20 protein-coding genes and 2 tRNA genes are annotated in these 22,300 nt (G+C 71.7%); 6 read left to right on the forward strand and 16 right to left on the reverse strand.

Annotated elements, in window-relative coordinates; genetic code table 11:
• Window positions 1-15: 15 nt before the first annotated feature.
• From ACVJ1F_RS01710 to ACVJ1F_RS01730, 5 genes are all read left to right on the forward strand, one after another.
• The gene (locus ACVJ1F_RS01710) at window positions 16-1,227 is read left to right on the forward strand and encodes a PucR family transcriptional regulator (RefSeq protein ID WP_056047511.1); all 1,212 of its coding nucleotides are present in this window, start codon (window positions 16-18) and stop codon (window positions 1,225-1,227) included.
• 106 nt (window positions 1,228-1,333) lie between these two features.
• Complete coding sequence (locus tag ACVJ1F_RS01715; protein WP_456884316.1) at window positions 1,334-2,254, forward strand: ACP S-malonyltransferase; 921 nt, start codon at window positions 1,334-1,336, stop codon at window positions 2,252-2,254.
• Complete coding sequence (locus ACVJ1F_RS01720) at window positions 2,251-3,261, forward strand: beta-ketoacyl-ACP synthase III (RefSeq protein ID WP_123570163.1); 1,011 nt, start codon at window positions 2,251-2,253, stop codon at window positions 3,259-3,261. The genes ACVJ1F_RS01715 and ACVJ1F_RS01720 overlap by 4 nt, the downstream gene beginning before the upstream one ends.
• Before the next feature lie 81 nt (window positions 3,262-3,342).
• Window positions 3,343-3,591, forward strand: coding sequence for an acyl carrier protein (locus tag ACVJ1F_RS01725; RefSeq protein ID WP_043592609.1), 249 nt, complete (start codon window positions 3,343-3,345; stop codon window positions 3,589-3,591).
• A 156-nt stretch (window positions 3,592-3,747) separates the two neighbouring features.
• Complete coding sequence (locus ACVJ1F_RS01730; RefSeq protein WP_055972470.1) at window positions 3,748-4,986, forward strand: beta-ketoacyl-[acyl-carrier-protein] synthase family protein; 1,239 nt, start codon at window positions 3,748-3,750, stop codon at window positions 4,984-4,986.
• Window positions 4,987-5,246: 260 nt separating this feature from the next.
• Here ACVJ1F_RS01730 and ACVJ1F_RS01735 read toward each other — a convergent pair whose 3' ends face one another.
• The 9 genes from ACVJ1F_RS01735 to ACVJ1F_RS01775 form a co-directional block, all read right to left on the reverse strand.
• Complete coding sequence (locus ACVJ1F_RS01735) at window positions 5,247-5,750, reverse strand: DUF3145 domain-containing protein (RefSeq protein ID WP_056045587.1); 504 nt, start codon at window positions 5,748-5,750, stop codon at window positions 5,247-5,249.
• A 196-nt stretch (window positions 5,751-5,946) separates the two neighbouring features.
• Window positions 5,947-7,608 (reverse strand): bifunctional 3'-5' exonuclease/DNA polymerase, encoded by a 1,662-nt coding sequence (locus tag ACVJ1F_RS01740; RefSeq protein WP_456884319.1) that lies wholly within the window; start codon window positions 7,606-7,608, stop codon window positions 5,947-5,949.
• A gap of 42 nt (window positions 7,609-7,650) precedes the next feature.
• Window positions 7,651-8,511 carry a DUF1684 domain-containing protein gene (locus ACVJ1F_RS01745; RefSeq protein WP_456884321.1) on the reverse strand — a complete coding sequence of 287 codons (861 nt, stop codon included), beginning with the start codon at window positions 8,509-8,511 and terminating at the stop codon, window positions 7,651-7,653.
• A 105-nt stretch (window positions 8,512-8,616) separates the two neighbouring features.
• Complete coding sequence (locus tag ACVJ1F_RS01750) at window positions 8,617-9,258, reverse strand: FMN reductase (protein ID WP_456884323.1); 642 nt, start codon at window positions 9,256-9,258, stop codon at window positions 8,617-8,619.
• Between the two features lie 19 nt (window positions 9,259-9,277).
• Window positions 9,278-10,414 carry an LLM class flavin-dependent oxidoreductase gene (locus ACVJ1F_RS01755; RefSeq protein ID WP_456884325.1) on the reverse strand — a complete coding sequence of 379 codons (1,137 nt, stop codon included), beginning with the start codon at window positions 10,412-10,414 and terminating at the stop codon, window positions 9,278-9,280.
• A gap of 420 nt (window positions 10,415-10,834) precedes the next feature.
• The gene (locus ACVJ1F_RS01760) at window positions 10,835-11,176 is read right to left on the reverse strand and encodes a hypothetical protein (protein ID WP_148053615.1); all 342 of its coding nucleotides are present in this window, start codon (window positions 11,174-11,176) and stop codon (window positions 10,835-10,837) included.
• A gap of 115 nt (window positions 11,177-11,291) precedes the next feature.
• Window positions 11,292-11,365: transfer RNA gene (locus tag ACVJ1F_RS01765), tRNA-Ile, on the reverse strand.
• A 57-nt stretch (window positions 11,366-11,422) separates the two neighbouring features.
• On the reverse strand, window positions 11,423-12,706 hold the full coding sequence (locus ACVJ1F_RS01770) for a glycosyltransferase (RefSeq protein WP_456884326.1): 1,284 nt from the start codon (window positions 12,704-12,706) through the stop codon (window positions 11,423-11,425).
• 92 nt (window positions 12,707-12,798) lie between these two features.
• Window positions 12,799-13,713: a DMT family transporter gene (locus ACVJ1F_RS01775; RefSeq protein WP_456884328.1), complete on the reverse strand. Its 915-nt coding sequence runs from the start codon at window positions 13,711-13,713 to the stop codon at window positions 12,799-12,801.
• Between the two features lie 41 nt (window positions 13,714-13,754).
• Between ACVJ1F_RS01775 and def the strand changes: the two genes are divergently transcribed.
• Window positions 13,755-14,321 (forward strand): peptide deformylase, encoded by a 567-nt coding sequence (gene def / locus ACVJ1F_RS01780; RefSeq protein ID WP_056045610.1) that lies wholly within the window; start codon window positions 13,755-13,757, stop codon window positions 14,319-14,321.
• Window positions 14,322-14,487: 166 nt separating this feature from the next.
• Here the strand turns inward: def and ACVJ1F_RS01785 are convergent.
• The 7 genes from ACVJ1F_RS01785 to ACVJ1F_RS01815 form a co-directional block, all read right to left on the reverse strand.
• A tRNA-Asn gene (locus ACVJ1F_RS01785) sits at window positions 14,488-14,560 on the reverse strand.
• A 114-nt stretch (window positions 14,561-14,674) separates the two neighbouring features.
• A complete protein-coding gene (locus tag ACVJ1F_RS01790) occupies window positions 14,675-15,586 on the reverse strand; it encodes an NAD(P)-dependent oxidoreductase (protein WP_456884329.1) in 912 nt (303 codons plus the stop codon).
• Between the two features lie 140 nt (window positions 15,587-15,726).
• Entirely contained in the window at window positions 15,727-16,626 is a 900-nt protein-coding gene (locus ACVJ1F_RS01795; protein ID WP_157485310.1) for an ATP-binding cassette domain-containing protein, read from the reverse strand.
• 2 nt (window positions 16,627-16,628) lie between these two features.
• Window positions 16,629-18,371 carry a dipeptide ABC transporter ATP-binding protein gene (locus tag ACVJ1F_RS01800; protein ID WP_082460242.1) on the reverse strand — a complete coding sequence of 581 codons (1,743 nt, stop codon included), beginning with the start codon at window positions 18,369-18,371 and terminating at the stop codon, window positions 16,629-16,631.
• Complete coding sequence (locus tag ACVJ1F_RS01805; RefSeq protein ID WP_123570170.1) at window positions 18,368-19,381, reverse strand: ABC transporter permease; 1,014 nt, start codon at window positions 19,379-19,381, stop codon at window positions 18,368-18,370. The genes ACVJ1F_RS01800 and ACVJ1F_RS01805 overlap by 4 nt, the downstream gene beginning before the upstream one ends.
• A gap of 2 nt (window positions 19,382-19,383) precedes the next feature.
• Complete coding sequence (locus ACVJ1F_RS01810; protein WP_055972446.1) at window positions 19,384-20,478, reverse strand: ABC transporter permease; 1,095 nt, start codon at window positions 20,476-20,478, stop codon at window positions 19,384-19,386.
• Between the two features lie 158 nt (window positions 20,479-20,636).
• A complete protein-coding gene (locus ACVJ1F_RS01815) occupies window positions 20,637-22,259 on the reverse strand; it encodes an ABC transporter substrate-binding protein (protein WP_456884330.1) in 1,623 nt (540 codons plus the stop codon).
• Between the last annotated feature and the right edge of the window lie 41 nt (window positions 22,260-22,300).

A 22,300-nucleotide genomic window follows, 5' to 3' on the forward strand; every position in this document is an offset into this window, starting at 1 on the left:
GTGAGCGCCGAGCGGGTGCCCGCATCGCCCCTGCAGCCGTCCGCGGCCACGAAAGAGCGCACGCTCGCGTGGCTGCGGACGGTCTCGGGTGAGTTGTCCACCGCGACCATCAAGCGCCTCGAAGAGACGCTGCCCTGGTACGGGGACATGCCTCCCGGGCGCCGCTCGGCGGTCGGGCTCGTCGCCCAGGCCGGCATCACCTCGTTCATCAGCTGGTTCGCCGACCCGCGATCCACCCCGTGGATCGCGGCCGACGTCTTCGGTTCGGCCCCGCGCGAACTACTCCGCTCGGTCAGCCTCACGCAGACCCTGCAGCTCATCCGCATCACCGTCGAGGTCGTCGAAGAACGCGTCAAGGACGGCGACGACTCGCTGCGCGAAGCGATCCTCCTCTACTCCCGCGAGATCGCGTTCGCCTCGGCGGACGTCTACGCCCGGGCCGCCGAGGCCCGCGGCCTCTGGGACGCCCGACTCGAGGCCCTGGTCGTCGACTCGATCCTGAGCGGCGAGTACGACGACGAGTTGCCCAGCCGCATCGCTGCGCTCGGATGGCATGGGCACGGTGAGGTCGCCGTCCTGGTCGGCACGGCTCCGCGGATGCTCGACGTCGACATGCTGCGACGCACGGCCCGGCACCGGGAGGCCGACGTGCTCATCGGCGTGCAGGGCAGCCGACTGGTGCTCGTCATCGGGCGGGCCGATCCGCTCGACGAGGGCAGCGCCTCCTCGACCCACCCCAGCTTCACCGAGATCGCGCGTGCCCTCGAACCCGGCTTCGGTGACGGGCACCTCGTGCTCGGCCACGAGGTGCCGAGCCTCGTCGACGCCTCGAAGAGCGCCAAGGCCGCCCTCGCCGGTTTCGCGGTCGCACGGGCCTGGCGCAACGCGCCCCGCCCCGTCCTCGCCGACGACCTCCTGCCCGAGCGCGCCCTCGCCGGGGACCCGGTCGCACGGTCGACCCTCGTCAACCGCATCTACAAGCCCCTCAAGACGCACTCGACCGAGTTGCTGACGACCTTGTGGTGCTACCTCGACAACGGGCGCTCGCTCGAGGCCACGGCACGCGAACTCTTCGTGCACCCGAACACCGTGCGGTATCGCCTGAAGCGCGTCACGGACGTGATCGGCTGGGATGCCACCGGCGCCCGTGAGGCGCTGATCCTCCAGTCGGCGCTCGTGCTCGGATCGATCGCCGACCCCGAGGGGTCAGGGGTCCGACGCAAGTGACCGTCGGGCTGCCCGCGAGGACGTCTGTGCGCTTCGACAACGTTCTCGCTCATCTTTGGTCGAGTTGCTACACCGCCAACCCCCGACTCGTTGGCATGATGGACCAGTGATCGTTGTCGTAGCGCCCGGTCAGGGCTCCCAAACTCCCGGTTTCCTCGACCCCTGGCTGGCAGACCCCGACCAGCGTGAGCTGCTGACGTCGCTCTCCGACGCGGCCGGCCTCGATCTCGTCGCCCACGGCACCACGTCCGACGCCGACACGATCCGCGACACCGCCGTGGCCCAGCCCCTCATCGTCGCGGCCGGCATCCTGACCGCCCGTGCCCTCTTCGGCCGCGTCGAGCGCTCCGCCGTCGCCGGCGTCGCGGGCCACTCGGTCGGCGAGTTCACCGCCGCGGCCGTCAGCGGCGTGCTGAGCGACGTCGACGCCGTCACGCTCGTCGCCGAGCGGGGCCGGGCCATGGCCGACGCCGCCGCACTCGTCGAGACCGGCATGAGCGCCGTGCTCGGCGGTGACGAAGCCGAACTGCTCGCCCGTCTCGACGCGCTCGGGCTCTTCCCCGCCAACTACAACGGTGGCGGCCAGATCGTCGTCGCCGGCGAGACCGCCGCCCTCGCCGAACTGGCGGCCGACCCGCCGGCCAAGAGCCGCGTCGTGCCCCTCCAGGTCGCCGGCGCCTTCCACACGCGGTACATGCAGCCCGCCGTCGAGCGCCTCCGCTCCGCCGCCGCCTCGGTCACGGCCGCCGACCCCTCGACGACGCTCTGGACCAACTACGACGGCAGCACCGTCGACTCGGGCGCGCGCTTCGTCGAGCTGCTCGTCGGCCAGGTGTCGTCTCCCGTCCGATGGGATGCGACCATGCGGTCGTTCTCCGACGCCGGTGTGACGGGCATCGTCGAACTCGCCCCGGCCGGAGCCCTGACCGGCCTGGCCAAGCGTGCGCTGAGGGGTGTCCCCTCGGTCGCCGTCAAGACACCCGACGACCTGCAGGCCGCCGTCGACCTCATCGAGGGAGCAGCATGACCACCCCCCAGCTCAACCAGACCACCGGTGCGCAGTTCACCCGGATCTACGCACTCGGCGCCGCCCGCGGTGAGAACGTGGTCCCGAACGCCGACATCATCGAACCGATCAACTCCAGCGACGAGTGGATCCAGCAGCGCACCGGCGTGATCACCCGCCGCCGGGCGGGCAAGGACGTCAAGGTCGTCGACCTCGCCGAGACCGCCGCCAACGAGGCCATCGCCAAGTCGGGCATCCGCCCCGACCAGATCGGCGCCGTCCTCGTGTCGACCATCGGTGCCGGCGTCGTGACCCCGTCGGTCGCCTCGCTGCTCGCCGAGCGCGTCGGTGCGAACCCGGCCGCCGCCTACGACATCTCGGCCGCCTGCGCCGGGTTCACCTACGGCATCGCGCAGGCCGACTCGTTCGTCAAGTCGGGCCTCGCCGAGTACGTCCTCGTCGTGGGTGCCGAGAAGCTCAGCGACGTCATCGACCCGACCGACCGCACGATCTCGTTCCTGCTCGCCGACGGAGCGGGTGCGGCCGTCGTCGGTCCGTCCGACACCGCGGGCATCGGCCCGACGGTCTGGGGCTCGGACGGCTCGAAGTGGGACGCCATCGGCATGACCAACACCATGACCGAGTACCGCGAGGGTGCCGGCGAGATCCCCTGGCCGACCCTTCGCCAAGAAGGTCAGACGGTCTTCCGCTGGGCCGTCTGGGAGATGGCCAAGGTCGCCAAGGAGGCCCTCGAACGCGCCGGCGTGACCGCCGACCAGCTGTCGGCCTTCGTGCCCCACCAGGCCAACATGCGCATCATCGACGAGTTCGCGAAGCAGCTCGGCCTGCCCGAGTCCGTCGTGATCGGTCGCGACATCGCGACCACCGGCAACACCTCGGCCGCCAGCATCCCGCTCGCGACCCACCGACTGCTCGACGAACACCCCGAACTCAGCGGCGGTCTCGCGCTGCAGATCGGTTTCGGTGCCGGACTCGTGTTCGGCGCCCAGGTGGTCGTGCTGCCCTAGCGCGCCGCTGCCCGCCCGACCGCGGCGCGCTGTATAGGCTTTACCCCGGTCACAACGACACCCCCTCAAGGAGACAACACCATGGCACTGTCCACCGAAGAAGTCCTCGCCGGCCTCGCCGAGCTCGTCAACGACGAGACCGGGATCGCCACCGACACCGTCGAGATGGACAAGTCGTTCACCGACGACCTCGACATCGACTCGATCTCCATGATGACCATCGTCGTCAACGCCGAAGAGAAGTTCGACGTCAAGATCCCCGACGAAGAGGTCAAGAACCTCAAGACCGTCGGCGACGCCGTCACGTACATCCACAAGGCGCAGAACTAAGACGTCGGCTGCCCGGTCGCCGTCACGGCGACCGGGCCCCGCCGCTGTGCCCTCGACGCCGTCGACCCCACGCCACCAGCCTCGGCTGCAGCCCGGGTCACGGCGTCGTCGTACATCGGCACAGCCCACCGACCGGCCCTCCCAGAAGGAACGTCAATGACCAAGAAGATCGTCGTCACCGGCCTCGGCGCCACGAGCCCGCTCGGTGGCACCGCCACCGAGAGCTGGCAGAACCTGCTCGCCGGCCAGTCGGGCATCACCACGCTCGAACAGGACTGGGTCGCCAAGTACGAGCTGCCCGTCACCTTCGCCGGCCAGGCACGCACTCCCTCGGCCGACGTGCTCGACCGCCGCGAGATCAAGCGCCTCGACCCGTCGAGCCAGTTCGCGCTCACCGCGGCCCGCGAGGCCTGGGCCGACGCCGGCTCGCCCGAGGTCGTCCCCGAACGCTTCATCGTCGACTGGGCCACCGGGATCGGCGGTGTCTGGACGCTGCTCGACGGGTGGGACACCCTGCGCGAGAAGGGCCCGCGACGCGTCCTGCCGATGACCGTCCCCATGCTCATGCCCAACGGCCCCGCCGCCGCCATCTCGATGAGCCTGGGCGCGCGCGCCGGAGCCCGCACGGTCGTGTCGGCCTGCGCCTCCAGCACCGAGTCGATCGCCATGGCCTACGAGCACCTGCAGTCCGGCCTCGCCGACATCGCCGTCGCCGGCGGTTCCGAGGCGGCCATCCACCCGATGCCCCTGGCCTCCTTCGCGGCCATGCAGGCCCTCTCGAAGCGCAACGACGACCCCGCCACCGCCTCGCGTCCCTACGACGTCACGCGCGACGGCTTCGTCCTCGCCGAAGGAGGCGCGGCGCTCGTCCTCGAGACCGAGGAGCACGCCCTGGCCCGCGGGGCCCGCATCTACGCCGAGCTCATCGGTGGTGCGGTCACCAGCGACTCGTACCACATCACCGCTCCCGACCCCGAGGGCACCGGCGCCGCCCGGGCCGTCATCGCGACGCTCGAGAACGCGGGGGTCGACCGCGACCAGGTCGTCCACGTCAACGCCCACGCCACGAGCACCCCGGTCGGCGACATCGCCGAGTACCACGCCATCAAGCGCGTCTTCGGCGACCACACCTCGAAGCTGATCGTCTCGGCGACCAAGGCGGCCACGGGTCACCTGCTCGGCGGTGCGGGCGGCATCGAGGCGCTGTTCACGGTCAAGGCGCTGCACGAGCGCGTGGCACCGCAGACGATCAACGTCACGCAGATGGACGACGAGATCGACATGGACGTCGTCGTCGGAGAACCGCGCCCCCTGCCCGAGGGCGAGATCGTGGCGATCAGCAACTCGTTCGGCTTCGGCGGCCACAACGCCGTCGTCGGGTTCCGCTCGGTCTGACCGAGGCGACCGACGCAGGAGGGGGGGGGGGGGGGGGGGGGGCCCCCCCCCCCCCCCCCGCCCCGCCCCCCCCCCGCCGCCCGCCCCCCCCCCCCCCCCGCGCGGGGGGGGGGGCGGGGCCCCCCCCCGCGGGGGGGGGGGCCGGCGGGGGGGGCCGGGGGCGCCCCCCGGGGGGGGGGGGGGGGGGGCCCCCCCCCCCCCCGCGCCTCCTGCGTCGTCACCCGGTGCGCCCGGGACGCCCCTCCCCGGGCAGGGGCGGGTCAGCTGACCTTGTGCAGCCAGACGACGGGGTTGCCTTCGCCGCTGTAGCGGAACGGTTCGAGTTCGTCGTCCCAGGCCTGGCCGAGGGCGAGACGCAGCTCGCGGTGCAGCTCGAGGGTGTTCGACCCGGCGATCTCCATCGCGTAGCGGATGCGATCCTCGGGGATGACCGTGTTGCCGGCGGTGTCGGTCTGGGCGAAGAACACGCCCAGGTCGGGAGAGTGCATCCAGCGACCCCCGTCGTGGGTCTCGCCGGGGTCTTCGGTCACCTCGTAGCGGAGGTGCTCCCAGCCCCGCAGAGCAGAGGCGATGCGCGCGCCGGAACCCTCGTCGCCCTGCCACGAGAACTCGGTGCGCTGGGCGCCGGGCAGCACGGGTTGGTCGACCCAGGCGAAGTTCACGCCGTGCCCGAGGGCACGACCGACGGCCCACTCGACGTGTGGGCACAGTGCACGAGGGGACGAGTGCACGTAGAGCACTCCCCGAGCGGTTGCAGCAGCCACGATTCCTCCATCTGGTTCAGGTGCGACTTCCCCATCGACCTGTCAGACGTGATTCGTGTGCGTTCTTCGATTGTGCGGGCCGGGACCCGGTGATGCGCGGGACGGTGCCCGTTCTGTGAATTATGACCGACCCGCCTGAGAAATCACAACTGTGTAACACCTGCGAATGGTGCGGCGTCTCGCACGGCCTGTCGGCTCACTTGGCCTGCGAGTAGTCGTCCACGACCGCGACCGTGACCGGGAAGGCCACCGGGGCGTCGCCGAAGAGCAGCCGGCCGGCCTCGACGGCGCTGTCGGCGACCATCGCGGCGACCTCGTCGGCGGCGGCCGCGGGGGCGTGCACCACCACCTCGTCGTGCAGGAAGAACACGAAGTGGGGTGCCGGGACGCCGGTCCCCCAGCGCGCGTGCAGACGACGGCGCAGGGCGCCCATCCAGCAGAGGGCCCACTCCGCGGCGGTGCCCTGGACGACGAAGTTGCGCGTGAACCGACCCCACGAGCGTGCGTCGCGATCGGCCGGCCGCACGCCCATCTCGGGAGGCAGCGCGCCCGCCCCGGCGCCCCCGGAGGCGTCCGGGTCGTCGGACGGCCGCGGTGAACTGCGGCCGAGCAGGGTGTCGACGACTCCCCCGGCCTCGCCCGTGCGCGCCGCCGCCTCGACGAGCGCCATGGCGTCGGGGAACCGCCGCGCCAGGCGGGGCACGAGTCGGCCGCTCTCGCCCTGGGTCGCGCCGTACATGGCGCCGAGCATCGCGACCTTGGCCTCGGCCCGCGTCGCGACGGCGCCGCTGGCGACGATGCCCTCGTAGAGGTCGCCCGACCCGGCCCGGGCCATCGAGCGGTCGCCGGACAGGCCGGTCAGGATGCGTGGCTCGAGTTGCGAGGCGTCGGCGACCACGAGCTTCCAGCCCGGGTCGGCCACGACGGCCCCGCGGACCGCCCGGGGAAGCTGCAGCGCGCCTCCTCCGCTCGTGGCCCACCGGCCTGTCACGACGCCGCCCGGCACGTAGTCGGGACGGAAGCGCCCGCCGTGCACCCAGGCGTCGAGCCAGGCCCAGCCGTTGGCGACGAGCAGGCGCTGCATCTTCTTGTAGCGGAGCAGCGGCTCGATGGCGGGGTGCTCGTGCCGTTGCAGTTCCCACTGCCGCGTCGACTGCACGAGCACGCCCGCCCGGTTCAGGGCCCTGATCAGTTCGGCGGGCGAGTCGGGGTTGAGATCGGGCGTGTCGAGCGCCTGCCGCACCTCGTCGAGGGCGTCGCGCATGCGGGCCGGTCGCTCTCCCGGGGCGGGCCTCGGCCCGAGGGCGGCGGTCAGCAGTTCGTCGTGCACCCGGGGCGACCACGGGATGCCCCGGTGGCGCATCTCGGCCGCGATCAACGCACCGGTGCACTCTGCGGCGACGAGCAGCTCGAGTCGACCCCGGGCGGGCGATGCCTCGACCGCCTCGCGCTGGGCGAGGAACTCGGCCGCCGGGTCGGGCAGCGACTCGGGGAGGACCTCGAAGAGGCCGTCGGACTCCCCCGGCGACGCCTGGGCGACGTCCCACGGCCCGGGAGCCGCGCCTCCGAGGGGGAAGGCGGGCGCCGCCGTCGACCGTCGCAGGATCGCGTGCACGAGCCGGAGGTCGACGCAGCGCGCCAGCGTGAGCCCCGCGTCGAGGAGGCGCGGGTACCACCGCGGGGTGTCGTCCCAGACCCAGCGGGGCGAGGCCTCGCGCTCGAGGCCGGCCACGCGCGCCGGCAGGTCGGCCGCGGGGATGGTCTCCACGCCGACCGCCTCGAGCCGCCCCGACGCGTCGCGCTCGTACCGCGTCAGCGCGACGTCGCCGTCGGGCAGTCGACGCAGCAGGAAGAACACCGCCTGATCATCCCACCCGGCGCCGACACCGACGGGCCGTTCTCAGTGCAGCGGCTGCCCGGCGGCGTCGAGGACGTTCTTCTCGCCCGCCTCGATCGGCGACGCGAACCGGTTCTGGGCCGGCGGGATCGGGCAGTTGAAGGCGTACGAGAAGGCGCAGGGCGGCAGGACGGCCCGGTTGAAGTCGAGCGTGATGGTGCCGTCGCCGTTCGGCACCGGGAAGAGGAACCGCCCGACCGAGTACGTGCTGTCGCCGTTGGTCGCGTCGCCGAAGACGAGCTGCAACCGGTCGCCGTCACCCGACGGGAACGCCGCGAGCTCGTGGTCGACCCCGTCGCGGGTGAAGCGGATGAGTCCGGGCAACGGCTTGGGCCGACTGAGCTCGAGGTCCGCCTGGTGACGGATGTCGACCTGGGTGTCGGGCGCGGTCGGCACGAAGTCGGCCGTGACGACCCAGTCCGGGTCGAACGGGAAGGCGTCGATCGACCCGAAGCCCGTCACGGCGTCCGACGCGGAGTCCCAGACGCGCAGGGCGTACCCGGTGTGGTCGTCGTTCGCGACCACCGTGCCGGTCGTGGTCTCCGAGAACCGGAGGCTGCTCGGGACCATCGCGTCGTCACCCGCCACGACGACGGTGCCGTCGACCAGGTCGCCGTCCACGTGGATGCCGTCCGCGGCGGCGGCCGTCAGCGCCAGTCCCGACACGCCCTGCGGGGTCGGCGCCCAGCGGCCCGGCACGCCCCAGACGGTCTGCTCGTGGTCGACCCACTGCGTGCCGGTCAGGGCGAGCGGACCCTGCGGCGACACCGCGCGGGTGCGGCGCAGGACGTGGAAGCTGTCGAGCTCGGCCTGCGCGGCCGCGTGCTCGGACGGGCGGGTGGTGTCCGCGGTGCTGTCGGTCATCGGTCCTCCTGGGGTCTGACGAGGGGCAACGCCGGGGAGGCGCGGTTCATGCCCCGACGGACGGGACGTGGTCGGGACCGGCACCGCGCCTCCTCGTCCGACGTCTCAGTCCTGCAGGTCGTCGCCGCCCACGGCGAGGCGCCGGAGCTGCTCGTCGAACGGGACGACCGCGGCGAACGGGTCGTCGAGCGCGCCCTCGTGCCGCGCCACGAGCTCGGCGAACTCCCCCGCGGCGCGCGTGACCCGCTCGGGCAGCGTCGTCGAGGTGCCGTCGCCCTCGCCCCAGTCCTCGGACGCCGCGAACACGGAGGTGGGCACGACGACGGCCTGGAGGTAGGCGAACAGGGGTCGCACCGCGTACTCGAGGGCCAACGAGTGGCGGGCCGTGCCGCCGGTCGCCCCGATCAGCACGGGCGTGCCCGTCAGCGCCTTGTGGTCCATCACGTCGACGAACGACTTGAACAGGCCGCTGTACGAGGACGAGAAGACGGGCGTGACCGCGATCACGCCGTCGGCGCTCGCCACCTTCTCGAGCGCCTCGGCGAGGGCGGGAGGCGCGAAGCCGGTCAGCATCGCGTCCGTCACCTCGTGCGCGAGGTCGCGCAGCTCGACGACCTCGACCTCGACGAACGAGCCACGGCCGACGAGGTCACGCGTGGTGGCCTCGACCAGCCGGTCGGCCAACAGACGGGTGGAGGACGGCTGGCCCAGCCCCGCGGACAGGGCGACGATCTTCTTGGTGCTCATGGCGCGCCTCCTGCGTGTCTCAGCGGGCGGACGACGCGGTGAGCGCGTCGTGCGCGGTGGGTGTGGCCGTGGACCGCGACGCCCGGGTCGCGGCCTCGACGAGCGAGGCGTGCGTGGGGGCGTCGGGCACGTCGGCCGGACGGTTCGCGGCGAACTCGCGACGGAGGACCGGCACGACCTCGCTGCCGAGGATGTCGAGCTGCTCGAGGACCGTCTTCAGGGGCAGGCCGGCGTGGTCCATGAGGAAGAGCTGGCGCTGGTAGTCGCCGACGTAGTCGCGGAAGCCGAGGGTGCGGTCGATGACCTCCTGGGGGCTGCCGACGGTGAGCGGGGTCTGGCTCGTGAAGTCCTCCATCGAGGGGCCGTGGCCGTAGACCGGGGCGTTGTCGAAGTAGGGACGGAAGGTGCGCTTGGCGTCCTGCGAGTTCTTCGCCAGGAAGACCTGACCGCCGAGACCGACGATCGCCTGGTCGGCACGCCCGTGCCCGTGGTGCTCGAAGCGGCTGCGGTAGAGCTCGACCATCTGCTTCGTGTGCGAGGCGGGCCAGAAGATGTGGTTGGCGAAGAAGCCGTCGCCGTAGTAGGCGGCCTGCTCGGCGATCTCGGGGCTGCGGATCGACCCGTGCCAGACGAAGGGCGCGACGCCGTCGAGGGGACGCGGGGTCGCCGTGAAGCCCTGGAGCGGGGTGCGGAAGTTGCCCTTCCAGTCGACGACGTCCTCGCTCCAGAGGCGGTGCAGCAGGGCGTAGTTCTCGATCGCCAGGTTGATGCCCTGGCGGATGTCCTTGCCGAACCAGGGGTAGACCGGGCCCGTGTTGCCGCGACCGAGCGTGAGGTCGACCCGGCCACCGGCGAGGTGCTGGAGCATCGCGAAGTCCTCGGCGATCTTGACCGGGTCGTTCGTGGTGATGAGCGTCGTGGCCGTGCTGAGCACGATGCGCTCGGTCTGCGCGGCGATGTAGGCGAGGAGGGTCGTCGGGCTCGAGTTCACGAAGGGCGGGTTGTGGTGCTCGCCTGCGGCGTAGACGTCGAGGCCGACCTCCTCGGCCTTCTTCGCGATGGTGACCATCGCCTGGAGGCGCTCGCCCTCGGTCGGGGTGGCACCGGTCGTGGGGTCGGTCGTGATGTCGCCGACGCTGAAGATTCCGAACTGCATTGCTCCACCTTAGAACATCTGCATGCGTTTGCATGCACTTCGGTGAACCGCGGGGTGGGGCGTGGCATTCCCGGGGCGTGCGACGGCCGTCGGGAACGTGCAGCGGACGACCTGGCCTCGACCTCGACCCCCGTGCGCGACGTGGGACGTGTCGGCAACTCCGGACTCGCGCTCCACCCCGAACGCCCGGGCCCGGAAACACGGGGCCCGCGCCGACCGACGCAGCAGGGGGCAGGAGTTGCCGACCACGCGGCGGCAACTCAGGACCGGTGTCGCAGCTCCGAGACCCGGGCCCGGAGTCACGGGACGGACGCCGGCCGGTACGACGGGAGTCAGGAGTTGCCGACCACGCGATGGGGTCGAGGCGGGACGGACTGGGGTCGGGCCGGACGGTGGCGCGCGGGCGGTTGCGGCGGCGGGTCAGGCGAGGGGGGCGAGGCGCAGCCAGCGCTCCGCGACCTGGGCCTGCGAGACGGGCCCGTCGCCGTCGCGGTCGATCTGGGGCGAGTCGAACTCGACCCACCAGGTGCGGGCCGAGCCGCCGATGGCCGACACCCCCTGCCAGGCGCTGCCCCCGGCCCGGACCACGATGCCCGTCGGGCCGTACGGGAACGGCGTCGAAGGGTCCTCGTCCGAGTCGAGGACGTACACCTGGGCCCCCACGCCCATGCGCGCCGGGCCGGACCGCCCGGCGTCGTCGGAGGAGGCGCCGCCCCAGGCGTCGGGGTCGGGCTCCGGCTGTCGGGGCCGCTTGGTGAACATGGACGACATCGTGCCACGCACGACGGACGCCGGGCGACGACGCGGCCGCGCTCACAGCAGGCCCGGAGGCCGCGAACCCACCGGAACCGGGGCAGGCGCCACCGGACAACACGAGTAGGGCGGACGGGACTTGAACCCGTGACCGATCGATTATGAGTCGACTGCTCTAACCGGCTGAGCTACCGCCCCTCGCGTCGGCCCACCGGTGCGAGCCGTGGCCGGCCGGGGCGGTGCCGCGGTCGACCGTCAGTGCGCGCGGTCGGACGCCGCGTCGGTGGAGGGGACCACCGGCTGACCACGATACAGGCTCTCGAACACGCTGAGCGTTCGCTCGATGTCGTGCCCCTCGATCATCTTCAGGCTGGCCCGGCGCATCGCGAGGTACTCGTCGTCGGGGGCGGTCAACACCGTCGTGAGCTTGTCGGCGAGGTCGCGGCTGTCGCCCGGGCGGAAGAGGTATCCGTTCTGGCCCTCGTCGACCAGGTGCGGCAGGGCCATGGCGTCGGCCACGACGATGGGCAGCCCCGACGCCATCGCCTCGAGGCTGGCGATGCTCTGGAGTTCGGCGATCGACGGCATGGCGAAGACCGTCGACTCGGTCAGCGTGCGCCGCAACTCGTCGTCGGACAGGTACCCGGCGAAGGTGACGACGTCGGCGAGGCCGAGGTCGCGGCTGGTCGTCTGGAGCTGCTTGAAGAGGTCTCCGCCGCCCACGATCGTGAGCGTCGCGCCGAGGGCCGGGTCGAGCAGGGTCATCGCCTTGAGCAGCACGTCGATCTGCTTCTCGGCCGTGACCCGGCCGACGAACACGATGCGGTTCTCGGACGGACGGGTGTCGAGGGCGGTGTAGTGCCCGGCCTCGATGCCGCAGGAGACGGCGAGCACTCCGGTGACCGCGACCGACTTCTCGAGGAACGTGGCCGCCTTCTGCGTGGGGGTCGTGATCGCCGCGGCCTTGTGGAACGTCTTGCTCGCGTCGTTCCACGCCATCTGGGTCGCCTTGGCGCGCAGCCCCTTGGGCAGACCGGTGTGCTCGAGCAGGTTCTCGGGCATGAAGTGGTTCGTGGCGACGATCCGCACGCCCCGGCGTTCGGCGACCTGCGCGACGCCCCGGCCCATCACGATGTGCGACTGGATGTGGACGACGTCGGGGTGGATCTCGTCGAAGATCGTCTCGGCGTGCTCCTGCACGCGCCACGGGGTGGCGAAGCGCAGCCAGTCGTGCAACGGCCACCGCGTCGAGTACAGCCGGTGGACGGTCAACGTCACGCCGCCGTGCTGCTCGAGGAAGGTGCCGTGGTGCCGGCTGGCCGCGGGCACCATGAGGTGCACGTCGTGGCCGCGCCGGGCGAGCCCCACGGCGAGCCGCTCCGTGAAGTTGGCGGCGCCGTTGACGTCGGGCGGGAAGGTGTCGCCCGCGATCAGGACGGTCAGGCGGTCGGACGACCCCGAGGAGGCGCGGGTCGCGACGTCAGCCGACGTCGCGTCGTCGGGTCGGCCGGGTTCCGAGGGCGTCGGGGCAGGTGTCACGGGTCGTGGCGTCCTTCTCGTGCTCGGTGGGGTGTGCGGCGCATCGTGCCCGGACGATCGTCGACCGGCGGGCGAGACGACCCCACGCTAGCTCAGGCTCGGGTCTGGGGATGGTATTTGGCGAGTTGGAACACGCCGTAGACCGCGACGGCGGCCGCGACGACGAAGAAGACGCCGGCGATCGCGGGGGCGTTCTGCGCCTCGCCCAGGACGACGATGCCGATGCCGACCGCGATGAGCGGATCGACGACCGTGAGACCGGCGATGACGAGGTCGGGTGGGCCGGACGAGTAGGCGTTCTGCACGAAGTACCCGCCGAGCAGTCCGGCCGCGAGCAGGAACACGATGCACACGATCGTCAACCAGTCGAAGTTGCCGGCGAAGACCCGGTTGAGGACGACCTTGGCGAGGGTCGCGACGAAGCCGTAGAGCACGCCCGCCGCGATGATGTAGAACAGCGCGCTGCGACGGCGGCGCAACAGGGCGAAGGCGACACCCAGCACGGAGCCGACGACGGCGAGGATCACGAGGACCGTGACGAGCTGCCGCGTGGTGATCTCGGGCTCGATGGCGGTGAAGGCCGCCACCGTGACGAAGAGTCCCACGCCGCCGACGCAGAAGAGGATGGCGCGCTTGGCGCGCCGGTCGAGTCGTCGACCCGTCGAACGGGAGTTGAGGACCGCCGTGATGACGAGGGCGACCGCCCCGAGCGGCTGCACCACGAGCAGCGGTGCGATGCGCAGACTGGTCAGTTGGAAGAGGATCGCGAGGCCGAGCATCAGCGTGCCCAGCACCCACGAGGGGCGGCCCACGAGGGCGAGCACCTGGCGGACGTTCATGCCGCTCTTCGCCGCACCGATCCGTCGCTCGACCTTGGCGACGCCCTGGTGCTGGAGCTGGGCGCCGATCGAGAGGAACACCGCGCCGATCAGCGCGATCGGGATGCCGAGCGCCTGGTAGGGGGTCAGGGATACCTGCTGGGTGAGCTCCCCGATGTCCGTCGTCACGGCGTCCACGGTAGTGCCGTGGCGCTGGATAGTCTGGACGAATGGCCGTTCGACCCATTTCCATCACGGGTGACCCCGTGCTCCACTCCCCCGCCTCCGAGGTGACCGTCGTCGACGACGACCTGCGCACCCTCGTCGCCGACATGTTCGAGACGATGGACGCCGCCCCGGGCGTCGGTCTGGCGGGCCCGCAGGTGGGCGTCGGCAAGCGCCTGTTCGTCTACTCGTGGACCGACGACGACGGCGAGCTGTGGCGCGGCGTGGCCATCAACCCGACGCTCTGGCAGAGTCCGCTCTCGATCGAGCCGCTCGACGACGACTCCGAGTCCGAGGGCTGCCTCTCGGTGCCCGGCGAGAGGTTCCCGTTGCGGCGTGCCGACGGCGTCGTGCTGCGGGCCACCGACCTCGACGGCGACGCGGTCGAGATCGAGGCCTGGGGCTGGCTCGCCCGCGTCTTCCAGCACGAGTACGACCACCTCGACGGCATCCTGTACGCGGACCGGCTCGAGCATCCCTTCCACAAGGCGGCCGCGAAGGCGGTCCGCAAGAAGGGCTGGGGACAACCGGGCAGCACCTGGCTGCCGGGCGTCGACCACCTCGAGGACTGACGGCCGGCCCCGGCCGACCCCGCGACCGAGGAGGCGCGTCCTGCGAACCGCAGGACGCGCCTCCTTCTCGTTCGGGCACGGAACGGAACGGAACGGAACGGCGAGAAAGGCCCAGGACGGACCGGGAAAGAGAAAAGGCCCAGAGGGTGGAGCCTCTGGGCCTTCGCTCCCCGAGTTGGACTCGAACCAACAACCTGCCGGTTAACAGCCGGCTGCTCTGCCAATTGAGCTATCGAGGAATGGCAACCGCCCCGGACTTTCGTCCGTGACAGCGGAGACAACACTAGCAAAGATCTGAGCCCCCGAGGGACCACGCTGACGACGCGGCGCGTCGCACGGTTCCGACCGCCGCGTCAGTACCCGTCGTGCGGGTCGACCACGCCGACGAACTCCCCGTCGCCGAGGAAGGCCCGCACGTTGAGCCGGATGCGCTCGGCCAGCAGCGGGGCCGTCATCTCGGGGGTGTCCGCCTGGTGCGGCGTGACGACGACACGCGGCTCGCCGAAGAGCGGGTGCCCGTCGGGGAGCGGCTCGGGCGTGGTGACGTCGACCCCCGCGCCCCAGAGTCGCTCCGCCCTGACCGCCTCGACGAGGGCGTCCGTGTCGACCAGGCTGCCCCGCGCGACGTTGACGAGCACGGCCGTCACCGGCAGCAGGGCGAGCCGACGCGCGTCGAGGAGGCCTGCCGTGCCGGGCGTCGCGGCGGCGGCGAGGACGAGGACGTCGGCCTCGGGCAACACCTCGTCGAGTCGCTCGACGGGGACGGTCCGGTCGGCCCCGGGCACGGGTTCGCTCGACCGGCGCACGATCGTCACCCGGACGTCGAACGGGGCCAGGAGGCGCATCAGCTCGATCGCGATGCCCCCCGCCCCGACGATGACGACGTGCCGTCCGTAGAGCGACCGGCCCTGTTGTTCGGTGGCCCAGGAGGTGGCGCGCACGCGCTGGGGAACGACCCTCAGCAGCGACAGCACGAGCATGAGGGCGTGCTCGGCGACGGGTTCGGCGAACGCCCCCTTGGCGCTCGTCCAGAGCGGCAGCGCGCGGTCGGCACGGGCCGTGATGACCTCGGAGAAGGCGTCGACCCCGGCGTAGGGCAGCTGGACCCACTCGATGCCCGGGTTCTCGTCCAGCGCGCGGGCCAGGCCGTCGGGGTCGCGGTACGAGAGCCAGACCAGGCCACGGGTCTCCGGGCCCAGGGGGACGACGTCCGCTCCCCCGGCCCGCACGGCGTCGACGAAGACCGGGGTGGGGCGAGGGGCCACCGAGACGGCGCCTGGGGTCGGGCGTCGCCCCGGGGCGAGGACGGGGCCCGCGGTGACGACCGCGCGGTGGCCGCGCGCGCCTCCCGGGCTCGTCGCCCTTGCGACGTCCGAGGTGGTCGGGCCCGTGGCCGGCTCGGCGATCACGAGGGCCGGTCTCCGCGGAGGCCGGCGTCGGGGTCGAGCGGTCGCCCGGCCTCGCGCTCCTCCGGGCGGATGATGTCGATCGGGGTCGTCTGCGAGAGCACCTTGACGTAGGGGTCGATGCCGGTCCGCAGGACCTCGTCGATGTCGCCCAGTCCGACCAGACGGCCACCGCGCATGACGGCGACGCGGTCGGTGATCGCTCGCGCCTCGGCCACCGAGGAGGTGACGACGAGCGCCGAGAACTGACGCCCCTCGTGCAGGTTCCCGATGACGTCGAGGACGGCCTGGCGGACGAGCACGTCCACCCCCCGGGCGGGCTCGTCGGCGATCAGCAACGGGGGCTCGAGGACGAGGCTGCGGGCCAGGGCGACGCGTTGTCGCTGACCGGAACTGAGCTCCCAGGTCTGCTTGAGCATGGTGCCGAGCGGCAGGTGCACGCCGTCGACGAGCGTCGCGACGATGCGCCCGGCCTCGGTGCGGTCGAACTTGCGGTCGCGCTGGTAGATCGGCTCGGCGATGGCCTCGCCGACGGTCAGGTCGGGACTCAGCCGCTCGCCGTCGTCCTGCGCCAGGTAGCCGACCATGGCCGAGAGCCGGTCCCGGCGCCGGCCCGAGAGCTTGCCGACGTCCTGGCCGAAGACCCGTGCGGTCCCACCGACCAGACGCGGGCGCCCCTCGTCGACGCGGCCCGTGCCGGTCAGTCCGGCGAGGGCCATCGCGAGCGTCGACTTGCCCGAACCGCTCTCGCCGAGCACGGCGACGATCTCGCCCGGCTCGACCCGCAGGGTGACTCCGTCGACGGCACGCACGGCCGGATGGCCCGCCCGGGCGGGGTAGAGCAGCGACAGGTCGTCGGTGACGACCGGCTGGTCGAGGTCGAGCTCGCGACCCGGCACCGTCAGGCCGCCCCGACGGTGTCGGTTCCGCGCTCCGGGTCGCCCGCCGCCCGGCGGTCGAGTTCGGCCAACCGCTCGCGGCGGGACGCCTGCTCGATCGGATCGGGCACCGGCAGCGACGCCAGCAGGCGCTGCGTGTAGGGATGCTCGGGCGCGCCGAGGACCTGGTCGTTCGGTCCGCTCTCGATCAGGTCGCCGTGGAACAGCACGCCGATCCGGTCGGCCAGCATGTTGACGACCGCGAGGTCGTGGCTGATGAACAGGGCGGCGAAGCCCAGCTGCGACTGCAACTCGGTGAACAGCTCGAGCACCCGGGCCTGCACGGAGACGTCCAACGCGCTGGTGGGCTCGTCCGCGATCAACAGCGTCGGATCGAGGGCGAGCGACCGGGCGAGGCTCGCCCGCTGACGCTGCCCGCCGCTGAGCTCGTGGGGGTACCGGTCGGCGAACGACTTGGGCAGCTGGACCGCCTCGAGGAGTTCGTCGACGCGCGGACGGGCGGCCCGGGCGTCCTTCGCACGACCGTGCACGATGAGCGGCTCGGCCACGCACTCGGCGATCGTCAGCAACGGGTTGAAGCTCGACGCGGGGTCCTGGAAGACGAAGCCGATGTCGGCGCGCTTCGGCTTGAAGTCACGCTCGTGCACCCCGTTCATCTCGATGCCCAGCACCTCGAGCGACCCCCCGGTGACCTTCGTCAGCCCGGCGATGGCCCGTCCGATCGTCGTCTTGCCCGAACCGCTCTCGCCGACGAGGCCGAGGACCTCGCCGCGGGCGATGGTGAAGTCGACGCCCTTGACGGCCCGGAAGCCGCCGCGGCCGAGGCGCCCGGGGTACTCGATCTCGAGACCCCGGGCACGCACGACGACCTCGCTGTCCGCGGGCTGCTCCTGCTGCGTGTGGCCGCGGGCCTCGAGCTTCGGCACCGAGCCGAGCAGGCGCTTCGTGTAGTCGTCCTGCGGGTTCGCGAACAGCTCGACGGCCGGGGCCTGCTCGACGACCTTGCCGAGGTACATGACGGCGACGCGGTCGGCGAGGTCGGCGACGACGCCCATGTTGTGCGTGATGAGCACGATGGCCGTGCCGAACTCGTCCCGACAGCGGCGCAACAGGTCGAGGATCTCGGCCTGCACGGTCACGTCGAGGGCCGTGGTCGGCTCGTCCGCGACGATCACCGACGGGTCGAGCACGAGCGCCATCGCGATGACCACGCGCTGCTTCTGCCCGCCCGAGAACTGGTGCGGGTAGTAGTCGACGCGGGTCTCGGGGTCGGGGATGCCCACGCGACGCAGGATGTCGATCGCCTTGACCCGCGCCTCCTTGCGTCCGACCTTGCCGTGGGCCCGCAGGCCCTCGGCTATCTGCCAGCCCACCGTGTAGACGGGGTTGAGCGCGGTGGACGGCTCCTGGAAGACCATGGCGACGTCGGTGCCGCGGAGCTCGCGGACCTTCTTCGGGCCGACCTCGAGGACGTTCTGCCCCGAGAGCAGCACGGCGCCGGTGGCGACCGCGGTCTCGGGCAACAGGCCGAGGATCGTCTTCGCCGTGACGGTCTTGCCGCTCCCCGACTCGCCGACGATCGCCAGCACCTCGCCGGCGCGGACGTCGAGCGTCACGCCCTGGACGGCCGCGACGTCGCCTCCGTCGGTCGCGAAGGTCACCTCGAGGTCGGTGATGCCGACGGCGACGGGGCGCTCGTCGCGCGGCGTCGCGGGTCGGCCGGTCGTGGTCGTGTCGGCGGTCATGCGGTCACCTCGTCGTGGGTCGTGGTCGGGGCCTGCTCGGTGCGCCGGGTGCCCTTGGTCTTGCGCTTCGCGCGACGGCGGGTCCGGAGGCGCGGGTCGGCCAGGTCGTTCAGGCTCTCGCCCATCAGCGTGATGCCGAGCACCATCAGCACGATCGCCGCACCGGGGAAGACGCCGGTCCACCAGATGCCGCTGGCGGTGTCGGAGAGCGCGCGGTTCAGGTCGTAACCCCACTCGGCCGCCGCGGTCGGGCCGATGCCGAAGCCCAGGAAGCCGAGGGCCGCCAGGGTCAGGATCGCCTCGGAGGCGTTGAGCGTGAGGATCAGGGGCAGGCTCCGCGTGGCGTTGCGGAGGACGTGCTTGAACATGATGCGGCCCGTGCTGCTGCCGTTGACCTTGGCCGACTCGACGAACGCCTCGGCCTTGAGCCTCGTGGCCTCGGCGCGGACGACGCGAAAGTACTGCGGGACGTACACCACCGTGATCGAGATGCCCGCCGAGACGATGCCGCCCCAGAGGCTCGACTGGCCCCCGCTGATGACGATCGAGACGACGATGGCGAGCAGCAGCGACGGGAACGCGTAGACCGCGTCGGCGACGACCACGAGCACGCGGTCGAGCCACCCGCCGAGGTAGCCCGAGATCAAGCCGAGCGTCACGCCGATCGTGATCGACAGCACCACGGCCACGATGACGACGGCCACGGCGGTCCGGGTGCCCCACATGACGCGGCTGAACACGTCGTAGCCGCCGACAGTCGTCCCCCACAGGTGCTCGGCCGACGGTGGCGCCTGGCGCGGGAAGGCCTCGGTGGCACCGCGCAGCTGGCCGAAGCCGTAGGGCGCGATGAGGGGGGCGAAGATCGCCAGCAGCACGAACACGGCGACGATGACGACGCCGGTCAGCAGCATGCCGCGCTGCAGCCCCACCGAACGGCGGATCTGGGCGACGACGGGGAGGCGCTTGTAGAGGGGTTCGCGGCGGTCGGCCGCGACGGTCGATTCGGTCATGGTCAGTACCTCACGCGGGGGTCGATCAGGGCGGCGATCACGTCGACCACGAAGTTGGTCACGGCGACGATGACGGCGAGCACGGCGACGATGCCCTGCACGGCGATGAAGTCGCGGGCCGACAGGTACTGCTGCAGCTGGAAGCCCAGCCCCCGCCAGCCGAAGGTGGTCTCGGTCAGCACCGAGCCGCCGAGCAGCATCGCGATCTGCAGCCCCATGACGGTGATGATCGGGATCAGGGCGGGCTTGAGCGCGTGGGCCCGGACGAGCCGGAACTCGCTGACGCCCCGCGACCGCGCCGCGTCGACGTACTCGGAACCGAGCGTGCCGATGACGTTGGTGCGCACCAGGCGCAGGAAGATGCCGGCGGTCAGCACGCCGAGCGCGAGGGCGGGCAGCACGGCGTGCGAGAGGACGTCGACGATGATCGTCGAGTTGCCGGTCCGCAGGGCGTCGACGATGTAGATGCCCGTCGGGTTGTCGATGCGCCCCAGGGCGATGGCGACCCGCGTGCTGGCACGACCGCCGAGCGGGAGCCAGCCGAGCCAGACCGAGAAGGTGAGCTTGAGCAGCAGGCCCGCGAAGAAGACCGGGGTCGCGTAGGCGAGGATCGCCAGCACGCGCAGGATCGCGTCGGGCCAGCGGTCGCGCACGTACGCGGCGAGCATGCCGAGCGGGATGCCCAGCACGAGCGCGACGATCAGCGCGTAGAAGACCAGCTCGATCGTGGCACTGCCGTACTGCAGCAGGATGCCGCTGATCTCGCGGTTGTCGGTCGCGGTGGTGCCGAAGTCGCCTCGGACGATCTGGCCGAGGTACTCGAGGTACTGCACGATCACGGGGCGGTCGTAGCCGGCGGCGGCGAGACGCTCCTGCAGCTGGGCTTCGGTGAGACGCCCGCCGACGGAGGCGGTGATCGGGTTGCCGACCACGCGCATCAGGAAGAACACGAGCGTGACGAGGATGAACACGGTGGGCACGATCAGGATCGCGCGGATCACGATGTAGCGTCCGAGGCCGCCGCCGCCGGAACTCCGGGACTTCCCGGGACTGGAGGTGGGCGGTGCCGTGAGGGAACCGTCGGTGATCAGGGTCACGTCGTTGGGCCTTTCGATGGTGTGGTGCCGGTCGCAGACCGGAGGGGGCGCCCCGCGGTGTCGCGGGTCGCCCCCTCGGCGTACGGCCGTGGTGCGGAGTCCCCCGACCCCGGAGGCCGACCGGCGGACCGGCGGGACTCAGGGGACGGGGAGGCGCGTCAGCGGCTCAGCGCACCGTAACGGAACTTGAACGACGCGTCGAGCGTGTCGTCCACGCCCTTCACGTCGGACTGCGAGACGACGACCTGCGTGCCCTGCAGCAGCGGCAGGGTCGGCAGGTCGGCCGCGACGGCGTCCTGGATGTCCCCGATGGTCGCCTCACGAGCCGAGGCGTCCTGCTCGCCGATCTCCTTCGTCAGCAGACCCTGGACCGTCGGGCTGTCGTAGTGGTTGCCGACGAAGTTGTCCGCGCTGAAGAACGGCGTCAGGTAGTTGTCGGCGTCCGAGAAGTCGGGGAACCAACCCAGCTGGTAGACGGGGTAGGCGTCCTCACGGCGCTCGGTGCTGTAGGTGTCCCACAGGGTCGACTGGAGGTTCACGGTGAACAGGCCGCTCGCCTCGAGCTGCGACTTGATCAGCGCGTACTCCTCGTCGCTCGACGCACCGTAGTGGTCGGGGCTGTACTGCAGGTCGATCGACACCGGGGTGCTGACGCCGGCGGCCGACAGGGCCGCGGCGGCCTTGTCGACGTCCGGGCCGCCCTGGCCGTCGCCGTAGAGGCCCTCGAGGGGCGTCGTCGCACCGGTCAGGCCGTCGGGGACGACCGAGTAGAGCGGCGTGTAGGTGTCGTTGTAGACGTCCTTGGCCAGGGCCGCACGGTCGACCGTGTCGGCCACGGACTGACGCACGGCCAGGGCCTTGGCCGGGTCGGCGTCGGGCTGCGTGGCACCGTAGGGCATGGTGTTGAAGTTGAACACCAGGTAGCGGATCTCGCCGCCGGGGCCGTTGTGCACGGTGAGCGCGTCGTCCTTGGCCAGGTCGGCCAGGTCGGTCGGGCTCAGGCTGCGGTTCGCGACGTCGACGTCACCGTTCTGGACGGCGAGCTTGAGGTCGGTCTCTTCGGTGTAGTAGGTCGCCGTGACCGAGTCGGTCTTCGGGGCACCGAGCACGCCGTCGTAGGCGTCGTTCGCCTCGTAGGCGATCGTCTCGTTCTGCGAGTAGTCGGTGATCGTGTACTGACCCGAGAAGGCGTTGCCGGTGACGATGTCGTCGGCGTCGGTGAGCCCGGTCGCCGAGAAGACGTCCTCGTCGACGATCGGACCGGCGGGGCTCGAGAGCACCTGGGGCCAGGTCTGGTCGGCCGACTTGAGCGTGAAGACGACGGTCGTGTCGTCGGGCGCGTCGGTGCTGGCCAGGTTGCCGAGCAACGACGACGGGCCGTTGGGGTCGGCGATGGCCAGCTGGCGGTCGAAGCTGAACTTGACGTCGCTCGAGGTGAGCGCGTTGCCGTTCGCGAAGGTCAGTCCGTCCTTGAGCTTGACCGTGTACTCGGTCGGGCTGGTGAAGTCGGCGGACTCGGCCAGGTCGGGCTCGACGTCGGGGCTGCCGTACGGGGCGTTCGTCAGGAAGCCGAACACCTGGTTCTGGACGGCGAACGAGCCGTTGTCGTACGAACCGGCCGGGTCGAGCGACGTGATGACGTCGGTCGTGCCGATGCTGAGACCGTCGAGGGCGTCGGTCGCGTCACCACCGGAGGCGCAGCCCGAGAGGACGAGTGCGGTGGCAGCGGCGCCACCGACGACGGCGAGGGCGCGTCGGGCGAGCGTGGAGTCGGATGTCATATCCGGTTACCTCTTTCTCTGTGTGCAAGGGGCCCCGGGCC

This window comes from Frigoribacterium sp. 2355 (assembly GCF_054060695.1).

Excerpts from the sequence above, each read along its gene's own strand:
- ACVJ1F_RS01725 (WP_043592609.1), top strand. The coding sequence starts at position 3,343 with ATGGCACTGTCCACCGAAGAAGTCCTCGCCGGCCTCGCCGAGCTCGTC.
- ACVJ1F_RS01720 (WP_123570163.1), top strand. The coding sequence starts at position 2,251 with ATGACCACCCCCCAGCTCAACCAGACCACCGGTGCGCAGTTCACCCGG.
- ACVJ1F_RS01750 (WP_456884323.1), bottom strand. The coding sequence starts at position 9,258 with ATGAGCACCAAGAAGATCGTCGCCCTGTCCGCGGGGCTGGGCCAGCCG.
- def (WP_056045610.1), top strand. The coding sequence starts at position 13,755 with ATGGCCGTTCGACCCATTTCCATCACGGGTGACCCCGTGCTCCACTCC.
- ACVJ1F_RS01805 (WP_123570170.1), bottom strand. The coding sequence starts at position 19,381 with ATGACCGAATCGACCGTCGCGGCCGACCGCCGCGAACCCCTCTACAAG.
- ACVJ1F_RS01760 (WP_148053615.1), bottom strand. The coding sequence starts at position 11,176 with ATGTTCACCAAGCGGCCCCGACAGCCGGAGCCCGACCCCGACGCCTGG.
- ACVJ1F_RS01730 (WP_055972470.1), top strand. The coding sequence starts at position 3,748 with ATGACCAAGAAGATCGTCGTCACCGGCCTCGGCGCCACGAGCCCGCTC.
- ACVJ1F_RS01815 (WP_456884330.1), bottom strand. The coding sequence starts at position 22,259 with ATGACATCCGACTCCACGCTCGCCCGACGCGCCCTCGCCGTCGTCGGT.
- ACVJ1F_RS01800 (WP_082460242.1), bottom strand. The coding sequence starts at position 18,371 with ATGACCGCCGACACGACCACGACCGGCCGACCCGCGACGCCGCGCGAC.
- ACVJ1F_RS01755 (WP_456884325.1), bottom strand. The coding sequence starts at position 10,414 with ATGCAGTTCGGAATCTTCAGCGTCGGCGACATCACGACCGACCCCACG.
- ACVJ1F_RS01745 (WP_456884321.1), bottom strand. The coding sequence starts at position 8,511 with ATGACCGACAGCACCGCGGACACCACCCGCCCGTCCGAGCACGCGGCC.